We start from the raw sequence: 19,039 nt of genomic DNA on the forward strand, positions 1-19,039 counted from the left end.
CCTCGCCGACGCGCTCACAGCGACTTGCCGCACTCCTCGTCGTCCGGCCGGCAGCCTGCAGCCGTGCTCTCCTCACCCAGTCCGACCAGTTCGACCGTCAGGATGGAGCTGCGGTCGCGCTCTTCCTTCTGACCGGATGCCGCGGCGCCCTGCCCCTGGTCGGCCGCCTTGTTCGCTTCCGACGGCGGCGGCGCGGCCGGCGGTGCCGCCGGCGCGGCAGCCACCACGGTCGCCGAACCGCTGATCGAGCCACCGGCGCGTATCGAGTCGCCCAGCACGCGGTCGGCACCGATGGTGATGTTGCCGGACGAGCGGATCGCCGCGTCCAGTGCGATCACCGCGCCCGACGGTGCGAACAGCCGGATGTCCGCATCGCGCACGTCGGGCGACTTCTTCAGCGTGCCGATGCCGGAGCCGGACACCGAATCGCTGATGTCCAGCACCACCAGATCGCCGCGGATGCGCACCTGCGGCGGCGGCGTCGCCGATGCGGTGCGCGAGCCACGACCGGCGTCGATGTCGCCGAAGCTCGACCAGATCTGGATGTCGCCGCCACCCAGCGTGAACACGCGCGACGGGCCGAGCTGGAAATCGCTGCCGGCGACCGCATTGATTTCGCCCGCGCCGATGGCGAACACGCCCTGTCGCGACGCACTGGCCGAACTGGCACCGGCGCCGGCCACACCGACATTGATGCTGCCGCCCGGCGCGTAAAGATTCACCGCGCCGCCCTGTTCCGACTTCACCTGGCTGAAGAAGAGGTTGATGTTGCCGGCCTCGTTGGCCTGCGGGAAAGCCGCCTCGATCAGTGCCACGCCCGGCGCATAGCCGTCCTTGCCGGCACCGAGCGCGTCGCCCAGCTTGCCGGCGTAATTCAGTCCGGCATTGAGCAAGGCCGACAGCAGAGGCTGCTGCGCTTCGAAGAAGCGCTGGCGCTCGGCCGCCGGCCGCGCAGCGAAAGCGGCGATCAGCTGGGCGTCGCTGGCCTGCGGATCGGCGCCGCCGGCGCGCATGTGCTGCACGATGGCGGCATCCAGTTCCTGCATGCGCGCCGCCAGCAATGCGCGCCCTTCGCTGCGGATGCGGCCGAAGGTGCTGCCGGCCGGACCCGCCAGCAGCGTGTCGATCGACGACGCACCGGACAGCGACAGCATGATGGCATCGAACAGGTCGTTCGATCCGCGCAGCGCAGCCAGCAGTGCGGCGCCATCGAAACGGGCGCTGCCGGCCTGCACCAGGATGGAAGCGCCGGCCTCGTCCAGCCACGGGTTGTCGTAATTGCCGCGGGTAACGATGCCGAAGGAGTTGGCGAGGTCTATGCTGCCGCCAGCCATCACCTCGAGCTTGCCGCGCCCGCCGGTCTGTATGCCTTCGGCCACATTGCTGGCCGGCGTACCGGCCGAGTCGGTCACTGCCGTGAAGGTGATGTCGCCACCGGCGCGTACGCGCGTCACGTCGCTGTCGCTGAAATGCTGCGAACGCAGAGTCAGGTTCTCGATGTCGCCACCGGCTTCCACCTGCACCGGCTGCGGCGAATTGATCACCAGCGGCAGGTTGGCGCTGACCGCCGGCACACGGATGTCGCCGGCTTCGGCCACCAGCCGCACCGTCTCGACCACGCGGTTGGCGTTCAGGTTGGCATCGTGCGCACGCAGACCGGACACCACGTTCGGATTGGCCAGCTCTACCCAGAAAACATTATTCGCGTTGGCAGCCGGCCGCAGCAGCGAGGGCACACGCGACGGATCGCTGTCGGCGATCTTGATCGCCGACACGCCGCCATCGGCAGTGTTGAGCTTCAGGTTGCCCGAGGCGGCCAGCAGCAGGTCGTTATAGACCGCCGGCAGCAGCACCATGCCATTGCCCAGCGTCAGGTCGCCACCCATCGCCACCGCGTTCAGCGAACTCGGCAGCAGCGGCGCGTTGCCCTCCCACAGCGCGAGCGTGCCCCAGGGCAGCGGATTGTTCGCCAGGTCGACCGCACCGCCGAAGCTCAGCAGATCGACGCGGCTGTCGGCGCCGTAGCGGAAGAAGTAGCTCGATCGGTTCGACGTCGTCGTATTGCTCGCCTGCCGCACCGCGGTCGACGACGCGATCGTTTCCAGATTGATGGCACCGGCCGCGGCGAGCTTTGCCGAGCCCTCGCCCAGCAGCAGTACCGAACCGGCGCCATTGCCGCGTGCGCTGTCGAAGGCGCCGCCGGCCTGCGCGGTCAGCACGCCGCGATCCACCATCATGATGGCGCTCGAGATGTCGCCACCGGCACGGATGGCCACGTCGCCGCCGGCCAGTACGGTCAGGTTTGCGGCATCGGGCGCGTTGCCCGCCGTACCCGACAGGCGCCCGTTCGATACCGTGTAGACGCCCAGATTGCGGATGTCCTCGCCGGCGCTGACACGGATGTCGCCGCCGCCGAAGGTCGCCACGCCTTGGCTGAACTGGTCGATGCGCGCATACCAGGTGGTGTTGCGCTGGTTGCTGCCGGCCAGGAAGTTGCCGTTGGCGTCGAGCGCGCCCTGGCGCAGCAGCCAGTCGCCGACGATGCCATTCGCTTCGGTCGCAGAAATCGTGCGCTGCGCGCGCACCGCCACGTCGCCGCCGTCGGTCGCGTACTCGGCCTGGCGGTTGCCGGAGCCATTCAGGTTGAGCAGGGTCTGTGTGCCGAATTCGGCACCACGCGCCACCTGATAGCCGGCGGTATAGATCGCCGCGCGATTGCCCAGCACGAGGTCACGGCCGGCGGCGACTTCGATGTCGCCGGCGCCGGTGCGTACCTGGGTGTTGGCGGCCAGCGCCAGGTCGCCACTGTCGGCTGCAGTCAGCGCATCCAGCGTCTGCAGCGACAGCGCATTCGACGCCGACAGGTCGGCGCCGGACGCCAGCCGGATCGACCACGCGGTGTCGCGCGTGCCCAGCGCGAAGCGGCTCTGCGTCAGACCCGAATCGGCGAGCGCGCCGAGCACGATGGTCTGGCTGCTGGTCGTCAGTCGGCCGAAACCGTCGCTCAGAGTGCCATTGACGTTCAGGTCGCCGGCCGCGCGCACGGTCAGCGACGCCGCCTCGGTGCCGCCGGAATAAGTGAAACTCGCCAGATCGGTGGCGGCGATGCTGAAGTCGCCTTCGCCGCGGAACTCGATGTGCGGGCGCACGTGATAGCGCGTATCGCCGGCGGCATCGGTCGTCGGCAGACCGAGTGCTTCGCGGGTGGCCGCAACGGCCGCGGTCGTCGTCATCGCCGCGGCGTCGGCGTGCGCCGCCGCCATGTTCAGCGTGCTGCCGCCATAGACGCGCGTGCCTTCGACAAAAACATGACGCGCGCCGTCGATCGCCGCCGGCAGGTTGCCGTCGATGGCGACCGCCGTGTTGCCGGTGCGCTCGGCGCGCAGCCACACCTGGCCATCGCGCGCGGCGCTGGCCTGTTCGACGCCGCCCACCACCTTGGACGTCGTACCGACCGCAATCTGCGCGCCGTCGACGATGCGCAGCCGGCCGCCCTGTGCCGGGCCGCTTTCGCCACCGGCGGCACGCGGACTGGCTTCGAGCACCACGGTGCCGCCTTCGCCACGCGTACCGACCGCTTCGGCCACGTACTCGGTGGCGCGTGCGTCCAGCTTCGCGCCGGCTTCGAGCACCAGGTCGCCAGCGCCGGTCGTCATGCCATCGACGTGGTCGAGCGCGCGCTGCGCCGTCAGTTCGATACGACCACCGCGCTCGGCGCCCGAAGCGTCCAGCGTGCCGCCGATGGCGAGCGAACCGGCGTCGGCCGAAATCGCGATGGTCTGCGCCTTCACGTTGGCATCGAGGCGGGTGTCGCCGTCGCGCACACGCGCCTGCCAGCTGCGCGTGAACTCGCCGGTCAGCGCAGCGATGCCGTCCAGGCTCGCTGCGGAATGGGTGTCGATGGAGAAGCCGCCGCCGGAAGCACCGCCTGCGGACTGCGCACGCAGCACGCCGGCCGCGACCTCGATGTCGCCTTCCGGCGCGGACAGCGTGACCGATCCGGCGCTACCGCTGCCCGCCGCCGACACGTCGACGCGCGCGCCGCTGCTCAGCGCGATATTGCCTGCGCGTGACATGATCGCGACGTCGCCGCCCGGAGTCGTGACCGTCTTGCCCAGATAGTCCTTGGCCGTACCGGCGACGTCGAGCGTGCCACCGCTGGCCAGCTGGATGTCGCCGGCCGCGCTCAGGCTGATGCGACCCGACGGCAGCACGATGCGTGAAGCCACGTCGATGCGCTGCGCATCGACAGCGAGCGAGGCGCCGACGCCAGCCTGCACGGTCGATGCCGTGCCGCCGCCCTGGATGGCCACTGCGCCGTCGCTGCTGATGCGCGTGCTGGCGCCGGTATCCGCCGACACCTGCGGCGTGCTGATGGTGAGCGTATTGGCGGCGAAGTGATGGTTGCCGGCGCCGGACAAACGCACGCCCTTCTGCGCGCCCAGCGTTACCGCGTCGAAGCCCTTTACTGCAAAGCCACGCGCGTCGCTGGTGGCGTCCGGCGTCGCACCCAGCACTATCGTCTGCGCATTCACCGCCAGCGTGCCGCTGCCAGCGGTCGCCGGCAGCACCGTCGCGGATGTCGACGAGTTCGTCAGCTGTACCTCGCGCGCCACGATGTGCTGCGTCAGCGTGGCGTTGTCGTGACCGACGATGCCGGCGGCGTCGATGCGCAACAGGTCCAGCGATTCGCTGCCCAGCGTCACGTCGCCATACATGTTCAGGCTGCCGTAGGCACGCAGGGTCAGTCGCGACGGATCGCCCAGTGCGGCCAGCTGCGCATTGTCGAAACGCAGGCCCGGCGCGTCGGCACCGACCTCGCCGACACTGATGGTCGAGGCGGTCAGCGCCAGCGCCCCGCCTTCGGTCGGCAGCGCGATGACCGCGCCCAGGTTGCGCGTGTCGCGCGTGCTGTCGAGCACCACGCCGCGGCCTTCGATGTGCGCACCGTCCCCCAACACCAGTTCGCCGCGTGCGCCGGTCGGCGTGTCGCGCCCGATCAGCGCGCTGTCGGCGGCGCTGACGCGCAGTGCCGCACCATCGGCGTCGGCGCCGCTGCCGGCGATGCGCAGCGCCTGCGCATCCGTCCCGCCGATCGCGCCGCTGGCAGACACCTGGCTGCCCGCCTCCAGCACTACCGAGTCGCGCGCCACCAGCACCAGATCGGGCGCGGTAAGCGCCGGACCGGCCGCGTTGTCGACGCGCACAGTGGACGCCCCGCGTATCAACTGCCCGGCCGCGTCGAACTGTCGTACATCGACCAGCGTGTCGCCGCTGTCCTCGTCGCTGCCGCCGCGCGTGCCACCGAGCACGATGCTTTCCGCATTGAGCGCATTGAGCTGGGCGACCGATACGCCGACCTCGCCGTCGCGCGCACTTGCGCCCTCGCCGAGCAGGGCGAGCGCCTGCGCCGTGATGTCGACCTGGGCACCGCGCGCACCGGTCGCGCGTGTCGTGTCGAGCACGCCGTCGAGCGCCAGCGAACGTCCGACCTGCAGGGACAGGCGACCGGCGTCAGCCGTGCTGCGGCCGTCGTCGAACACGTCGCCGGTCTTCGATATCAGGTATTCGGCGCGCGTGCGCACCTGTTCTCCACTCAGCAGTTCGGCGGTGAAGGCCTTGCCGCTGGTCGTGCTCGAACCGCTCATCGCCTGCGCAGCACGCACGCTGACCTGGGCCGTGCCATCCGGACGCAGCATGGACTGGCCGGCGGCCAGCGATTGGTCGCCCGGCTTCAGCGTGATCAGGAAAGCACCCGGCAGCAACGCGTAGCGAGCTGGCAGCAAGGTGTAGGTGCCGGCCGGCAGGCCGTTCGCCGAAGCGAGTATCTGCACCGCGTCGCCGATCTGCAGGCCATTGGCTTCCTCCGACCAGGCCGACAGGTCGTACGGCGCATAGCCGCTGCCGATGGACGGCACGATGGCGTAAGCGTCCTTCGCGCCAGCCAGGATGTCCTTCGAGCCGCCGCTGCCGGCGATCCATTCCCAGGCCTGCAGATCGCCGCCGCCGGACAGATCGACCAGCGCCTTGGCCTCGCCGTCGGCGGCGTCCCGCAGCACGATGTTGTCGGCGTTCAGCGTGATGCTCTTCTGCGGCGTGCCGTCGAGTTCGATGCGTCCGTCGGTGCCGACCAGATAGAGCCAGTCGCGACCGCTCAGTGCGGTCTGGCCGAAGGGCAGCAGCAAGCCGTCGGCCGACACCGAGGTGACGCTGCCGGCAGCCAGTTCGACCGTGCCGCCCGCGGTCGCCGTGCGCGTGCTGCCGGCGTCGGTCGTCGTGATGGTCTGCGACTGCAGCGATATGTTTCCGAACGGCGCGACCAGGCGACCGTCCTGCACGATGTGCGGTGCTGCCAGCGTCAGCGTGCCGAGCGCCGAATACACCGGACCGGCCGCACGGCCGGACGATTCGACGCGCAGTGTGCCGCTCGCGTTGTTGTGGATTTCGAAGGCATAGTTCGACGCCGAGGTCGGATAGACCTGGGCCGCACGCAGCGTAAGGTCGCCGCTGGTGACAAGGCGCGCGCCGTCGCTCAGATAGGCCGGCGAAGCGCTGGCACGCAGGTCGCCCTGTGCGGCCAGCGTCACCTTCGAAAAGCGGCTGGCCGCCAGATTGCCCGCCACGTTGATCAGATCGGCCGACAGCGTGAGGGTGCCGTCACCCGCCTGCACCGCGGTCGGCCGGGTGTGGTTCTGCTGCACGCGGCCGACATTGGTCCAGTCGAGCACCGCGGCCGACAGCTTCACGTCTGCCCCGTTGGCACCGGCGATATTGGCCGCGTCGAGCAACATGCGGCCGGACACGGCCTGCGTCACGTCCTCGCCGAAGCGCAGCGTGCCAGCGTTGCCGCCATTGCCGCGCACCGCCAGCGTCAGGTCGGCGATGCCGCTGCCGTCCAGTGCGTCGAGCGCGAACACGCCGCGCCCGGCATAGGTCGCCGGGCTCGGTGCCGCACCGGGTACGAAGGCGGCCGAGCCGCTGTTGCCCGACTGCACGATGTCCAGCGTGCGCGGGCCGGTCAGCGCCGGCGGCAGCGACAGCAGATCGCCCCAGTTGTTGCTGCCCTGGTCCAGCGTCACCGACAGCGCGCCGCCGTAGGCATTCGCCCCGCCCGCTTTCGCGGACAGCAGTGGATCGGCGTACAGACCTTCGCGCGCATTGAGCGCAATCAGGCCGCCGGACGAATCGATGCGGGTCGGCGTCAGCGTGCCCAAGGAACCGATGCGTTGGGTCAGCACCGCGCTGCTGCCGTCGGCGCGCAGTTCCGCGCCTTCCTGGATCACCAGATAGCCGCGCCGTGCCGCGATGTCTATCGTGCCGCCGCCGTACAGAGTGCCGTCGACGTAGGGGATATTCGGCGTGGCGACGAAAGTGCCGCTGACGTCCAGCTTCGCGCTCGGCGCGACGAAGATGGACGCGCCGTAATAGATATCGTCCTGCTGCGGCTCGGCCATGCGCAGCGCGATGCGGCCGCCGGGGGCCGTGAGCTGGCCGGCGACTTCGAGGCTGCGATTGGCGCTCAGTTCGATCTCACCGCCGGCATCGACGGCGATCCGCGTGCCTTCATGCACCCGCACCGTGCCCAGCAGATCCGATGCCGACTCGAACGCCAGCCGCATGCCCTCGTCGCGGAAGGCGCGCGGCATGATGGCCAGCATGCCGAGCCCGTCGAGCGATGTGCGCGATGCGCTGCCGACGCCGTCGATCGCACGGGTCACGAGCTGCGGAGTCAGACTGAGCGCCGCACCCTCGCGCCCCAGTTCGACCAGATTGCCGCCGGCCACCGTGATGTCGCCGAAGCCATAGGCGGAGAACAGCGTCGGCGACAGGTAGAGCGTGTCGCCTTCGAGTCGGGTGTCGCCGCCGTCGATGGCCACCGCGGCGCTGCGCAGCGAAAGCGTGCCGCTGTCGCCGCTGCGCCCCTGCAGGCTGGCAGCGTAGGCACTGACGCGGCCATCGAGTTGCAGGTTGCCGGTGTAGGAGCCGACCGTGGCGCCACTGCCGAAGTCGCCGCTGCCGACCTCGAAGCCGGCACCGAGTGCGACCGTGCCGGCATCGCCGAGCGAGGTGCGGCCGGCCACGGTCTGCCAGGCGCCGGCCGAGGCGTCGATCACGGCTCCGGCGCTCAGCACCAGATCGTTATCGGCGTCGAGCGTAACGCTGCCGCCGTCCTTCGCGACATAGCCGCTTGCCGTGCTGCGCGTATCGCGCTGCCACTGGCCGGCGGTAGAGATCGATGCCTTGCTGCCGACCACGATGTTGCGGTCGACGCGCGGTGCGCTGTCGACCAGGCCATCGGTGTCGAGGCTGACGGAGCCGCCGGCAGCACTGATGCGGCCATTGATCGTGAAGTCGGTGCCGCTGATCGCCAGGCGGCTTCCGTCGCTCCACTTGCCGTCGGCGCCGCGCAGCGCAGTCGGGCCCAGCGTCAGGCTGACATCCTCGGGCAGCACGACGCTGCCGGCGCCGCTCAGCTCGAAGCTGCCGACACCGGCCGTGAACCAGTCGCTGCGCAACCACAGCTCTTCCGGCTGGGCGCCGTCCGCGCTCAGCGTGCGCGAGGTCGTGGACGTGACGAAGCGCGTGTCCTGTGCCTGCACACCATTGATCAGACGCAGTTCGAGATCGATGCGGCCGGCCTGCGGCGAGCCGGTGACTTCCGACTTGCCCGGGCCGAGCCAGCGCGTACCCAGTTCGCGCTGCGTGATGCCAACTGTGCGCTCGGCCTTGACCGCGCCGTCCAGTGCCATGCCGAAGGCGGTCACCTTCATTTCACCGGCGTCGCGGCCCTCGACCACTTCGGCCACGCTGCGCGTGCGGTCCACGGTGCCGGTATAGACGCGGTCACCGACAGCCTTCTCGACCGCCTGCGTGCGGCCGTCGGCCGACTGCACCAGCGTGTAGTTCACCTCGCCGGCGCGGTAGGTCACCGTGCCGCCCGAAAGATCGATGCGGCTGCCGGAATGGGTCAGCACGTCGCCCTGCGAATGGGCGACGAACTGGCCGCCGCTGGTCATCTTCTCGTCCAGCGTACGCTCGATGCCGCCGATGTAGCCACCGATGTCAAACAGCTGGGTGCCGCTGCGCGTATCGACCCAGATTTCCTTGCCGAACAGCTTGCGGCCGTAGGCGGGGTCGCGCAGCAATGGCGAATCCTTCACCTCGTCGCCGCGCAGTTCGACGCGCACGATTTCGCGATCGGCATCGGCCACCGCGTTCAGGCCGGCGAGGTCGATCACGCTGCCCGCGCCGATATAGATGCGCGAGCCGCTGTCGCGCTGCGGCAGCGTCTGCGCCGCCGAGCGCGGATCGGCTTCGGCGGTCATGCGCAGCAGGCCGGACGGCGCACGCAGCGTCACGCCGACGCCGTCGGCCCCGGCGTCGGCCAGCACGATGGTGTGGCCGTACAGATTGATTTCCGAGCGGCGGAACAGCGCGTCGTCGCGCGCCGTCTGCGTGCGCGACGCCTCGTCCGGCGTCACCTCGATCACCGCGCCGGCCGCCAGTTCGATGCTGCCGGTACGCTGACCGATAGGCACCTGCGAGCCCTCGGGCAGCGCCGCCGCGTCCGGGAACATCGCGTCGACCAGACGGCCTTCGACCGAGTCGCGCGCCTTCAGGAAAACGGTGCCGTTCAGCGTGACCGACGTCGTTGCGCGTGCCGCACCGCCATGACGGATGTTGAGACCGACCAGCGTGATATTGCCGCGGTCGGACAGCAGTTCCGACGCCTTGTCCGTGGTCACCGTGCCACCGTTGTCGACTTCGACCAGGAAGCCGCGCAGGCGGCTGTCCAGCGGGTCGGCGATATACACCTTCTCGCCGGCCGCCAGCACCACCTGGCCCTCTTCCGCCTCGATGCGCGCATCCGGCAGCGCGGCCCGCTGCGCCGGCGTCAGCGGCGAATCGATGGTGGTATCGACGTCGGCGCCGACCCGGACGTTCGGGGCGGCCAGCAGCACGCGGCCGTTCTTCGCTGCCAGCAGCCGGGCGCCGCGCGCCACCGTGATGTCGCCGGTCGCGCGGCCGGCGTAGCCGCCCTCGCTGAAAGGCGCCAATGCAGCGGCCGTGGAGCCGAGCGAATTGAGCGCGCGCTCCATCAGTTCGTCGTTCAGCTTCAGCGACGAACCCACCAGGCCACCGACGTCGACGAAGGCGTTCGGGCCGAACAGGATGCCGGCCTGATTGAAGATGAACACCTGGCCGCTTGCGGTCAGCGAGCCGTTGATTTCGCTGCGCGGCCCGCCCGGCAGCACGACGTTGACCGCACGCATCGAACTGCTGGCCTGATCGAAGTGCACCGCATGGCCGCGCGCGATGTCGAAGCTCTGCCAGTTCAGCAGCACCGGATTGCTGCTGTGCTGGGTGATGGTCATGCGACGGTCCGACACATTGATGCTGGCCGAGCCGGGCACCGCCACCGCCGAACCGGGCGATCCGACCACCGGCGCCACCGGCAGGTTGCGATTGGCCTGCGCCGGTCCGCTCAGCGCGGCGGCGACGGCGGCCGCCAGCACGCCGGTCTTCAGCGCGCGGCGTGCGCGCTTGCCACGCGCCTTGACCGTTTCGGCCACCGGCACCCAGGTGTTGCTCAGCTCATTGAATACCAGACGGTAGCGATCGCGGTTCATGTCGTGCTCCTGTGGCCCGCTGACGAGGGGCCGTCGTGTTCAGTGTCGGCATCGCGCATGACGCGACGATGACCCAGGCGGCGCGGCGTTCGCCGCACCGTGACCGGATGGGCAGACGCGGCTGCGTCAGAACTCGTAGGCCAGCTTCATCAGCAGGCGCTGGTCGCCTTCGCGCGTACGGCCGACCGCGCCATCGCGCAGCGCGTAGGCCCAGTCGGCGTGCAGCTTCCAGCCGCCGGGTGCGTTCGCACGCAGGCCCAGCCCGGTACTTTCGAGCGCTGCACGCGGGTTCTGGCCGATGAAGGCCTCGCGGGTGCGCAGGCCGGCCCAATCGTAGAAAAGCAGCGCCGACAGGCCGAAGGCGTCGTCGAAGAACAGGCGCGTCGGCGTCGCCAACTCCAGCCGCACGCGCTCACCCTCGTCGCCGAGGCGCTCCGATTCGAGATAGCCGCGTACCGAGTCGAAACCGCCGGCCGAGAACTGTTCGCTGTTGATCAGCGGGTCGCTGCTGCGCTGCACGTCGATGCGTCCGCTGGCCACCCAGCCGTCGGCGAAGGGCATGGCACCCTCGATCTCGAAGCGCGACACGAAGAAGGACGGACGCGCGCCGAAGCGGCGGCACTCGAACTGCTCGGCCTGCACGCCGTTGCAATCGATGATGCGTTCGTTCATCGCGTTCGAGCCGACGTTGAGCGTTGCGCCCAGGCGCAGTCGCGCACCGGATTCGAAGGGCAGCGTGATGCCGTACTGGCCCGACAGCACCCAGTAGCGCACCGGCTGGCTCAGCGAGAAGGCGGTGCCAGCAATGCCCAGCGTGTCCTGGTCGTTGTCCTTGTAGTCGGCGCCGACGCTGATCGAGTGGATGAAGCCCAGACCCCGGTCAGGAAGCGGCCGCACGTAGCGGAAGCCGGCGGTGTCGCCGGTGCCGAGCGAGGTGGTGTCGAACTGGGTTGGGATGTTGCTGTTCGACTTCGCGTAGTAGGCGGCGATGATGCCCTCGCCCAGCGGCGCCGAGTAATTCAGGCCCCACACCTCGACCTGCTCGCGGTCGCGCGGCGACACGAAGTAGGTGACGCCAATCGAGTGACGGCGCTGCCACAGATTGTCGTAGCGCATCGACGCCTCGATGCGTCCGGCATCGGTGTCGGCGCTGCGCTTGTTGTTCAGTTCCACCGAACCGTGGAAGGGGTTGTCGTCCTTCAGCCGGAGTTCAACCGCGACCGAACCGGGCACACGGCCGGGCTGCAGCAGCGGCGTCACCGTCAGGTCCGGATTGCGCCCGAGGCGGCCGAGATCGGCCTGCACTTCCGGGAAATGCGGCACCTCACCCTCGGCCAGCGACGGTGCGGCGTCCTTCACGCGGCTGGGCAGCGTGTATTCGGCGCCGGTCACGCGCAGTCGCTCGACACGGCCCTCGGTCACCTCCAGCTTCACCACGCCGGTGGTGATGGCCTGCTCCGGTATGCCGACGGCAACGGTCAGATAGCCGGCGTCCTGATAGGCCTTCTCCAGCGCGGCCACGGCCGCGTTCACATCGTCGGCCGTGCGCTTCTCGCCGAGGAAGGGATAGACCGCGCGCTCGATCGCTTCGGCCGGAAGCACGGTGTTGCCGTCGATCTCGAATTCGTAGATGTCGAAGCGGGCTGTCTCGCCCGCGGCCTCGGGCGTCCGTGCCGATGCGGTACCAAGACAGAAGGCCAGTGCGAACAGCAGTGAAAGGCGTTGGATGGCAGCGATGTGCATGGATGCCGGAAAGGACGTGGCCACCTGGGCCGATCAATGGAACGGCCCGCCAGGGGCGGGCCGCGATGCAACGGGCGTCCGCACGGCAGAGGCCGCGCGGACGGGTACGGCTTAGTTGCCGCGGAAGCGCAGCGGGCTGCAGGTGTTCGCGTTGCGGGTGAACTTCGACACGAAGCGGTCCGCATAGCGCACGCCGTTGCCATCGGCTTCGCTGCCGTTGGCATCGGTCAGGCCGGCGTAGAACTGCGGCAGCGACGCGAACGCGTTCGGCGTGCTGACCTGGACACCGGTGTTCTCGAAGTTGCCGGTGAAGCGCGGCGAGCCGGCGCGCTTGACGATTTCGTCGGCGAACGCCTTCTGCACGCCGGCGATGGCCGGCACGGTGTCGCCCTGCTCGTTGGTGACCGGCACCGAACGGTCCTGGATCGACAGTTCGACTGCGAAGTCGTAACGGCCCTTGATCAGGTTGTCCTTCGACGGGAAGATGCCGGTGGCGTTGGCCGACGGCGCCTGGGTGGCGGCGTTGTAGGTACCGACGCCATCCAGGTTGCGGAAGCTCCAGCCATTGGTGCTGGTGTAGGAATCCAGCGACAGCGTGGCGATCGCCTTCATCGGGCCGACGTTCGAGAACGGCACCTTGAAGGTGTTGGTCTTCTCTTCTTCCGGATCCCACGAGGTGAAGGTGTAGTCGGTGCCGTTGTTGGCCGCCTGCATGCACGAGCGGACATTACCCGACGACGAGTTCTCGATCACGGTGAAACCGGCCGACGGATCGATGATGTAGGGGTCGGCGGCGGTGCCCGAACCTTCGGTCTTCCAGCCGAAGCTGTCGGTCATGCGCGCCGGCTCGTAAGAACCGCCCTCGTTGGAGGCGCAGGGGAAGTTGCCGAAGAACCAGTTGTACGCGGTCTGGGTGCCCGAACCTTCGACGCGGCGGCACACGACCACATCGCCCGACAGCGACGGATCGACCTGATCCCAGGTCTGGATCTGGCCGTTCAGCATCGCACCGTAGGTGGAGCGCGAGAAGAAGGTGGTGTCCGGCACGGTGTTGGTGGCGGCCAGGCCCATCATGAGCTGGTTGACCGGCTGCACGCGCATGCGCGCCACTTCGTCCGGCGACAGCGCGGGCGTGTCGTTCTCGGTGTTCAGCGGGCCGGCGAACATGGCCGGCTCGACGTCGGACACGCCGAAGTCGATCACCAGACCGGCGTTGTTGGCGGCGGCGTGGTTCGGCTCGCCCGGGTCGGTACCGACCACGGCGCAGCTGAACGGCGACGCCTTGGTGCCGGCGCCGCTGGTGCAGTTGTTCACGTCGATGCTCTTGACGCGCTGCGCACGGGCCACCGGGTTCACACCGAACACCGAACCGCCGGCAGAGCGCTTGATGAACAGCACGCGGGTACCGTTGGTGACACCCGGTACGCCATTGGCGGCACCGGCGTACGCGCGGTAGTTGGGGGCCGTGTAATAGGTGATGCCGGTCAGCACGCCTTCGGCGATGTCGTTCAGGAAGTTGTCCGGGGCCGAGGCGCCGGAGAAGTACACCACCTGGTGGGCGACGCCGCCGATGTTGACGGTGCCGGCGGCGAAGGACGAACCCGCGGCCATCATGGCGCAGGCGAATGCGAGGGACTTCAGCTTCATGGTCTGTCTCCGTGACAGGTCGCGCGCGGCGGCGCGACCTTCAGTGCGATAGGGGAAGGATCAGGCGCGGCGGCGGGCGGCGAAGCCGATCAGGCCAAGACCGGCCAGCAGCATCGCGTAGGTTTCCGGCTCGGGCACAACGGCGATCTGCAGGCGGTACTCGCCGGTATCGCCGACATAGACCTTGGCCGCCACGGCCAGCGAGCTGTCGCCAACCAGTTGTGCGAAGCCGCCGAGGTTCGCGTCGTCACCGCTGCCGAAACCCCGCACGACGTACATGTCGAGCTCATCGCCGAAGTCGCCGAAGCTGGCATAGCTGCCGGCGAGGCGGGATCCAAGGGTGTAAGCACGAGCGAGCTCGGGATCCTGATCGGTGGTCACACGATAGCCATCGACCAGCGCGTCATTCGCGTTGTGGGTGCCGCCCTGATTGTTCGAATTCACGAAGTTGGAGTACGCGAACACCGCGGTGTTGATCGAGCTCGTCTCAAGCTTCTGGGTCGGCGTATCGGCGACCGTCTGGATGATGCGACGGATACCCGAGCTCTCACCGGACCACACGTTCCACTTGAACGTCGTCGCGCCACCTGCGACAGACATGAAGCTGTCGAAGCCAGTCAACGCCGCATCGAACACGATGTCGCCGGCGGACAGCGATTGCGTCAGCGACACCGTCGTTGCAGCAAGCTGGGCAGCGCCGGTCGCGTTGGTACCGGCGACGTGCGACGAACCGATCAGGCTGTTCATGCGGACGTTGGAGCCGAACAGGCTGTTGAATCCGGAGTCAGCCAGATCAAAGGTGTAGCCGACGCCATTGACGTAGGCATTGAACACCAGCTCGGTATTGCCGGTGCTGGTCGCATTGATACCGGCGCTGGCGGCGCCCGACATGCCGATGGCAGCGACGGCGGCCAGCAGTTTCATCTTGAACATATGAATCTCCTTGAAGAATTTCGTGGGTGGAATCCGGCGTCCGCCGAACCTCCCTGCTCCACGAGGAAGCGAGGTGAATCGTGCGGGGGGTGCGTTACATGCACCCGCTGTCCGGCGGAAAAATTGATGATCCGATCGGACTATGTGCTGTAAAGAAATCCGTCCTCGGGTACCCGGCGCAAGGTAGTCAGCGCAGGTGACGAAAACATTTCAGGACGACCGGCGATTGGTAGTCCGAACGGCCCACTCCGCGTAGTCCGCACCCCGGAAAACCCCGCTGGCAAAAGGTTGGGGCGATGAGCCGTCGCGAGCCGAAAGGCGCGAAAACCATGTGCAGGTGCAGCAGCAAGGACGATGCAATCGCCGTCAGCGCGCCGCCGACGGCGCGGCACCGATGCGCTTTTCGTCGAGCCGGTCGCGCCACGTTTCGACCAGGTTCTCGAGCTTGACGCGGCCGATCTGGGTGAAGGGCTCGCCCTGTGCGGTGCGTTCGCCCAGCGTGCGGTCGCGCCAGCGGTCCAGCATTTCGATACCGGTGCGATAGAGGGCGACGTTGTCCTGCGTGCACTGGTCGAGGCGGCTGCCGAGCTGGCCGGCGCGGGCCCGGGTCTGTTCGAGTTCGCGCGCGGTCGTGGCAAGCGTGTTGCGCGTGTCGCCCAGATCGCGCTCACGCTCCGCCAGGCGGCTGGCCGTCTGTTCGTGGCGGGCGGTCAGCGCGCTGTGCGCGGCGCGCAGTTCGTCCAGTTCCCGCTGCGCCTGGTCGAGCTGCTTCTGCACGCTGCCGGCGCGACGGCGAGCGGACTGCGCTTCTTCGCCAAGCTTCTCCAGTTCGGCGCCCTGCGTCTGCTTCAGCGACTGCAGTTCGGCGGTGGCCGCCTGGCGCTGCTGCTGTTCGGCCGACAGCGCCTGCTGCAGCTGCTGCGCCTGTGCGCGCAGGCGACGCAGCTGTTCCTGTTCGCGCGAGGCGTTCTGCGCCAGCGCAGGGCCGGCGGCAAGCAGCAGCGCACATGCGATCAGCGGCATCTTCATCGTCAGAACCTCACGTTCATGTCGACCATGACGGTGTCGACCTCGTAGCGCTGTCCGGCGATGACGGCGGGGTCGTAGGTCATGCCCTGTATGTTGCGCGCCGAGTACCAGCGCAGACCGACCGCGGTGTCGCGGTAGAGGCCGTAACTGCCGCCGAGCACGAAGCCCTTAAGGTTGGTGCCGCCGAGGCCGAAGTCGGAGTCGGTGAAACCGTCGATCAGCGCATCCGACCCGATGTACTTGTAGGAGGCGAACACCTGCCAGTCGTCGGCCAGGCGCACCGACGGCATGCCCACCATCAGGCGCACGTGATACGCGGTGTCCTTGCCATCGGTCAGGTTGAGGCCGGTGCGGCGCAGGATGTCGCCGCGATCGAAGCCGGTGTTCTTCACGTACTCGGCGGACAGCAGCACATGCACCGGATCAAAGTGGGCAAGGTCGGCGGTGGCGGTGAGCACCCAGGGCTCGAACTTCGATGCCAGACCGTAGATCGGCGCCGTCTCGCCGAAGGCGGCACCAGCACCCGGGTTGGTCAGCACCAGCGTGTTGCCCTTCTGACGCAGCGCCGAGGAGTGCTCGTAGCGACCGTAGCCAGGCAGCGGACCGATCGCATCGAAGTTGGTGTCGGTGCGTGCCTCGATCCGGCTGTAGTGATATTTCGCCAGACCCACGCGCAAGCGGGTCGAGCTGCTGAGGTCGTACTCGGCGCCGATCTGACCGCCGGCCAGCCATTGCTTCTCGGCGTTCGGCGGATTGTCGGCGCGCAGCGGGAACCAGCCGGCGGTGGCGAAAGGACGCAGCGACTGCGTCGGCGTCACGTTGCGCAGGTTTACCGCGACACCGTCGAAGTTCAGGTCCTCGTCCCACACCAGATCGGTCGAGAACCACGGGTTGGGGATGCGACCACCGCTGACCGACGCCCACTCCACCGGATCGAACTTGATGTAGGCGCGATCGACCAGGAAGCTGTACTTGTTGAAGCCGCTGCCCAAGGTCTGGTTGGTCGATACGCGGTCGGTCACGTTGCCGGTGGTGAAGCGCAGGCCGGCGCTCACGGTGTCGTTGATCTTGGCCAGCACGCCGAGACGGGCACGCAGGCGCAGGCGGTTCACATCGTCGGTCGCGTTGCCGGTCGGCAGACCGTTGTCGTCCAGATCGACGCCGGCAGGAAAGCGCGTCGCGAACGGGTAGTCGGTGTTCAGCGCGGCCGGATTGCCCGCCGCACCGGGCGCGAAGCCGGCGATCGGCGTGTTGGTCTTCGGGAAGCTGTCGTCCTGGTAACGCACCCGCAGATCACCCTCGATCTTGATCCGCTCCGTCCACTCCGGAATCGCGTTCGGCGCCGCCCAGCCTTCGGTTCGCGCCTGGGCCAGCACTTCCTGATTCAGCTGTTCGCGTATCTCCGCCTTCACCGACTCCGGCACGTACTGCACGCGCACGGTGCTGTCCTTCTTCGCTTTCGCCGCCGTCCTCGCAGCCTTGGCTTCGGCCGCCTTGATCAGTTCGTCGGCTTTCTCGCGGGTGAGCACACCGGTATCAACCAGGGCGTCGATCAGGTTCATCGTGGTCTGGCGCAAGGTGTCGATCGATGCGCCTTCGTTCGCCTGCGCGGGCAGTGCGAACAGCGCGGCGAGCGCGAGCGTGGGCAGGGCTTTCTTCATCACTTCGGTTCCGGAGTGTCGTGTATCGGGTGCGTCAACCGGTCATCCGGTTGGTGATGCGCAGACGTATCGGCTGCGGCATGTCGGACGGCGGCGCGTCGCGGAAGGCGCGCATCTGCGCCAGCGCGGCAGAGAGCGCGGCGTCGGCCTTGTCGTCGCCAGTGCTGTCCACCAGTTCGGCCCGCCGCACGCTGCCGTCGCGGCCCAGCCAGATGGCGACGGTGACGCGGTAATCGAGCAGCTTCACTTCTCGGTTGCGCGCCAGCTCGTCCTGGATGTGACGCTGCAGCGCGTTGGTGAAGAATGCGTACTGCATTCGGTTCGGCTTGGCCGGGCCACCGCCTATCGTGGTGCCGACGTCGCCGCCCCTGTATTCGTTGGTGACGCTGCCGGCGGCAAACGGACTGGGACCGTCGCCGGCCGCGCCTTCCATCTTCAGCTGTTCGGCCTGCTGCGGCGGCGCCTCGACCGGCTTGGGCTGTTCGACCTTCACCTCCTTCATGTCCTTCGGCGGCTCGGGGCGCTTCTCTTCCTTCGGCGGAGGCGGGGGCGGCGGCGGTGTGTCAGGAATGATGGAAATCTTCGTCACCTGGCGCGTCGGCGCCGACGGCTTCGAGAACAGGTCCTTCAGCCACATGCCGGCCGCGACCAGCAGCGCGATGCCGACCAGCAGCGCGACCAGGCGCAGCGCGCGCGCGCCGCGCGACAGATCGACGGAGTCTTCGGCCAGCGCGCTCATCAGGTACCGATCCGCGAGGTGATGAGACCGACGTTCGCTATGCCCATGCGATTGACCAGATCGACCACCTGTATGACGCTGTTGTAGGGCGCGCGCGCCTCGCCGCGGATCATCACGCTGAACTTCGGATCGCGCGCGCGCGCCGCATTGAGCTGGCCTTCGAGCTGGTCCAGCGTGACGCCGACGCCATTGACCATCAGCGCGCCGCTTTCCATCACCTGCACGATCTTCACTTCGTGCTGTTCGGTGCTCGGCTTGTTCGACGGCTTGGGCAGCGTCATCGTCAGCCCCTGCACGCCGGCGGTGGTCATCAGGATGAACACGACCAGCAGCACGTAGGCCAGATCCAGCATCGGCGTGACGTTGATCGAGTCGTAGGGTTTGGCTTCGGTATTGATCTGCATTGGAGCGTGGCCTCAGTTCATTTCGCCCATGCGTCGAGAGCGCAGGACAGTGCGATCGGAGCCATCGCCGCATGCGCGGCAGGATCGCGTTGCGTAGGACGTCAGCGCGTTGAGTGCGCTCTCGACCCCGAGGGGCGCACGAATCTGTCCGCCCGGTCCCGCGTTGCACCTCTTTGCCTGACAGCCAGTCAGGCTGCATCGGTGCGCCTTGTCCCGGCCGGCCGGATTCGCACGCGCAAGCGCGAAATGAAC

8 protein-coding genes are annotated in these 19,039 nt (G+C 68.3%); all 8 read right to left on the minus strand.

The features are described 5' to 3' along the window. Positions 1-14: 14 nt before the first annotated feature. The 8 genes from METRZ18153_RS0115600 to METRZ18153_RS0115635 all read right to left on the minus strand — a co-directional run bounded on the left by METRZ18153_RS0115600 (position 15) and on the right by METRZ18153_RS0115635 (position 18,787). Positions 15-10,631 carry a filamentous haemagglutinin family protein gene (locus tag METRZ18153_RS0115600; RefSeq protein WP_020165602.1) on the minus strand — a complete coding sequence of 3,539 codons (10,617 nt, stop codon included), beginning with the start codon at positions 10,629-10,631 and terminating at the stop codon, positions 15-17. A gap of 126 nt (positions 10,632-10,757) precedes the next feature. Further along, positions 10,758-12,374: a ShlB/FhaC/HecB family hemolysin secretion/activation protein gene (locus METRZ18153_RS0115605; RefSeq protein WP_020165603.1), complete on the minus strand. Its 1,617-nt coding sequence runs from the start codon at positions 12,372-12,374 to the stop codon at positions 10,758-10,760. A gap of 111 nt (positions 12,375-12,485) precedes the next feature. Continuing rightward, entirely contained in the window at positions 12,486-14,021 is a 1,536-nt protein-coding gene (locus METRZ18153_RS0115610) for a hypothetical protein (RefSeq protein ID WP_020165604.1), read from the minus strand. 60 nt (positions 14,022-14,081) lie between these two features. After that, a complete protein-coding gene (locus METRZ18153_RS0115615; RefSeq protein WP_020165605.1) occupies positions 14,082-14,954 on the minus strand; it encodes an FxDxF family PEP-CTERM protein in 873 nt (290 codons plus the stop codon). Positions 14,955-15,320: 366 nt separating this feature from the next. Then, complete coding sequence (locus tag METRZ18153_RS0115620; RefSeq protein ID WP_020165606.1) at positions 15,321-15,983, minus strand: hypothetical protein; 663 nt, start codon at positions 15,981-15,983, stop codon at positions 15,321-15,323. Positions 15,984-15,985: 2 nt separating this feature from the next. Beyond that, entirely contained in the window at positions 15,986-17,644 is a 1,659-nt protein-coding gene (locus METRZ18153_RS0115625) for a putative porin (RefSeq protein ID WP_020165607.1), read from the minus strand. A gap of 34 nt (positions 17,645-17,678) precedes the next feature. Continuing rightward, positions 17,679-18,383, minus strand: coding sequence for a TonB family protein (locus METRZ18153_RS0115630; protein WP_020165608.1), 705 nt, complete (start codon positions 18,381-18,383; stop codon positions 17,679-17,681). After that, positions 18,383-18,787, minus strand: coding sequence for an ExbD/TolR family protein (locus METRZ18153_RS0115635; RefSeq protein WP_020165609.1), 405 nt, complete (start codon positions 18,785-18,787; stop codon positions 18,383-18,385). The genes METRZ18153_RS0115630 and METRZ18153_RS0115635 overlap by 1 nt, the downstream gene beginning before the upstream one ends. Between the last annotated feature and the right edge of the window lie 252 nt (positions 18,788-19,039).

The sequence above is a fragment of the Methyloversatilis discipulorum genome, assembly GCF_000385375.1.
GTDB lineage: Bacteria > Pseudomonadota > Gammaproteobacteria > Burkholderiales > Rhodocyclaceae > Methyloversatilis > Methyloversatilis discipulorum_A.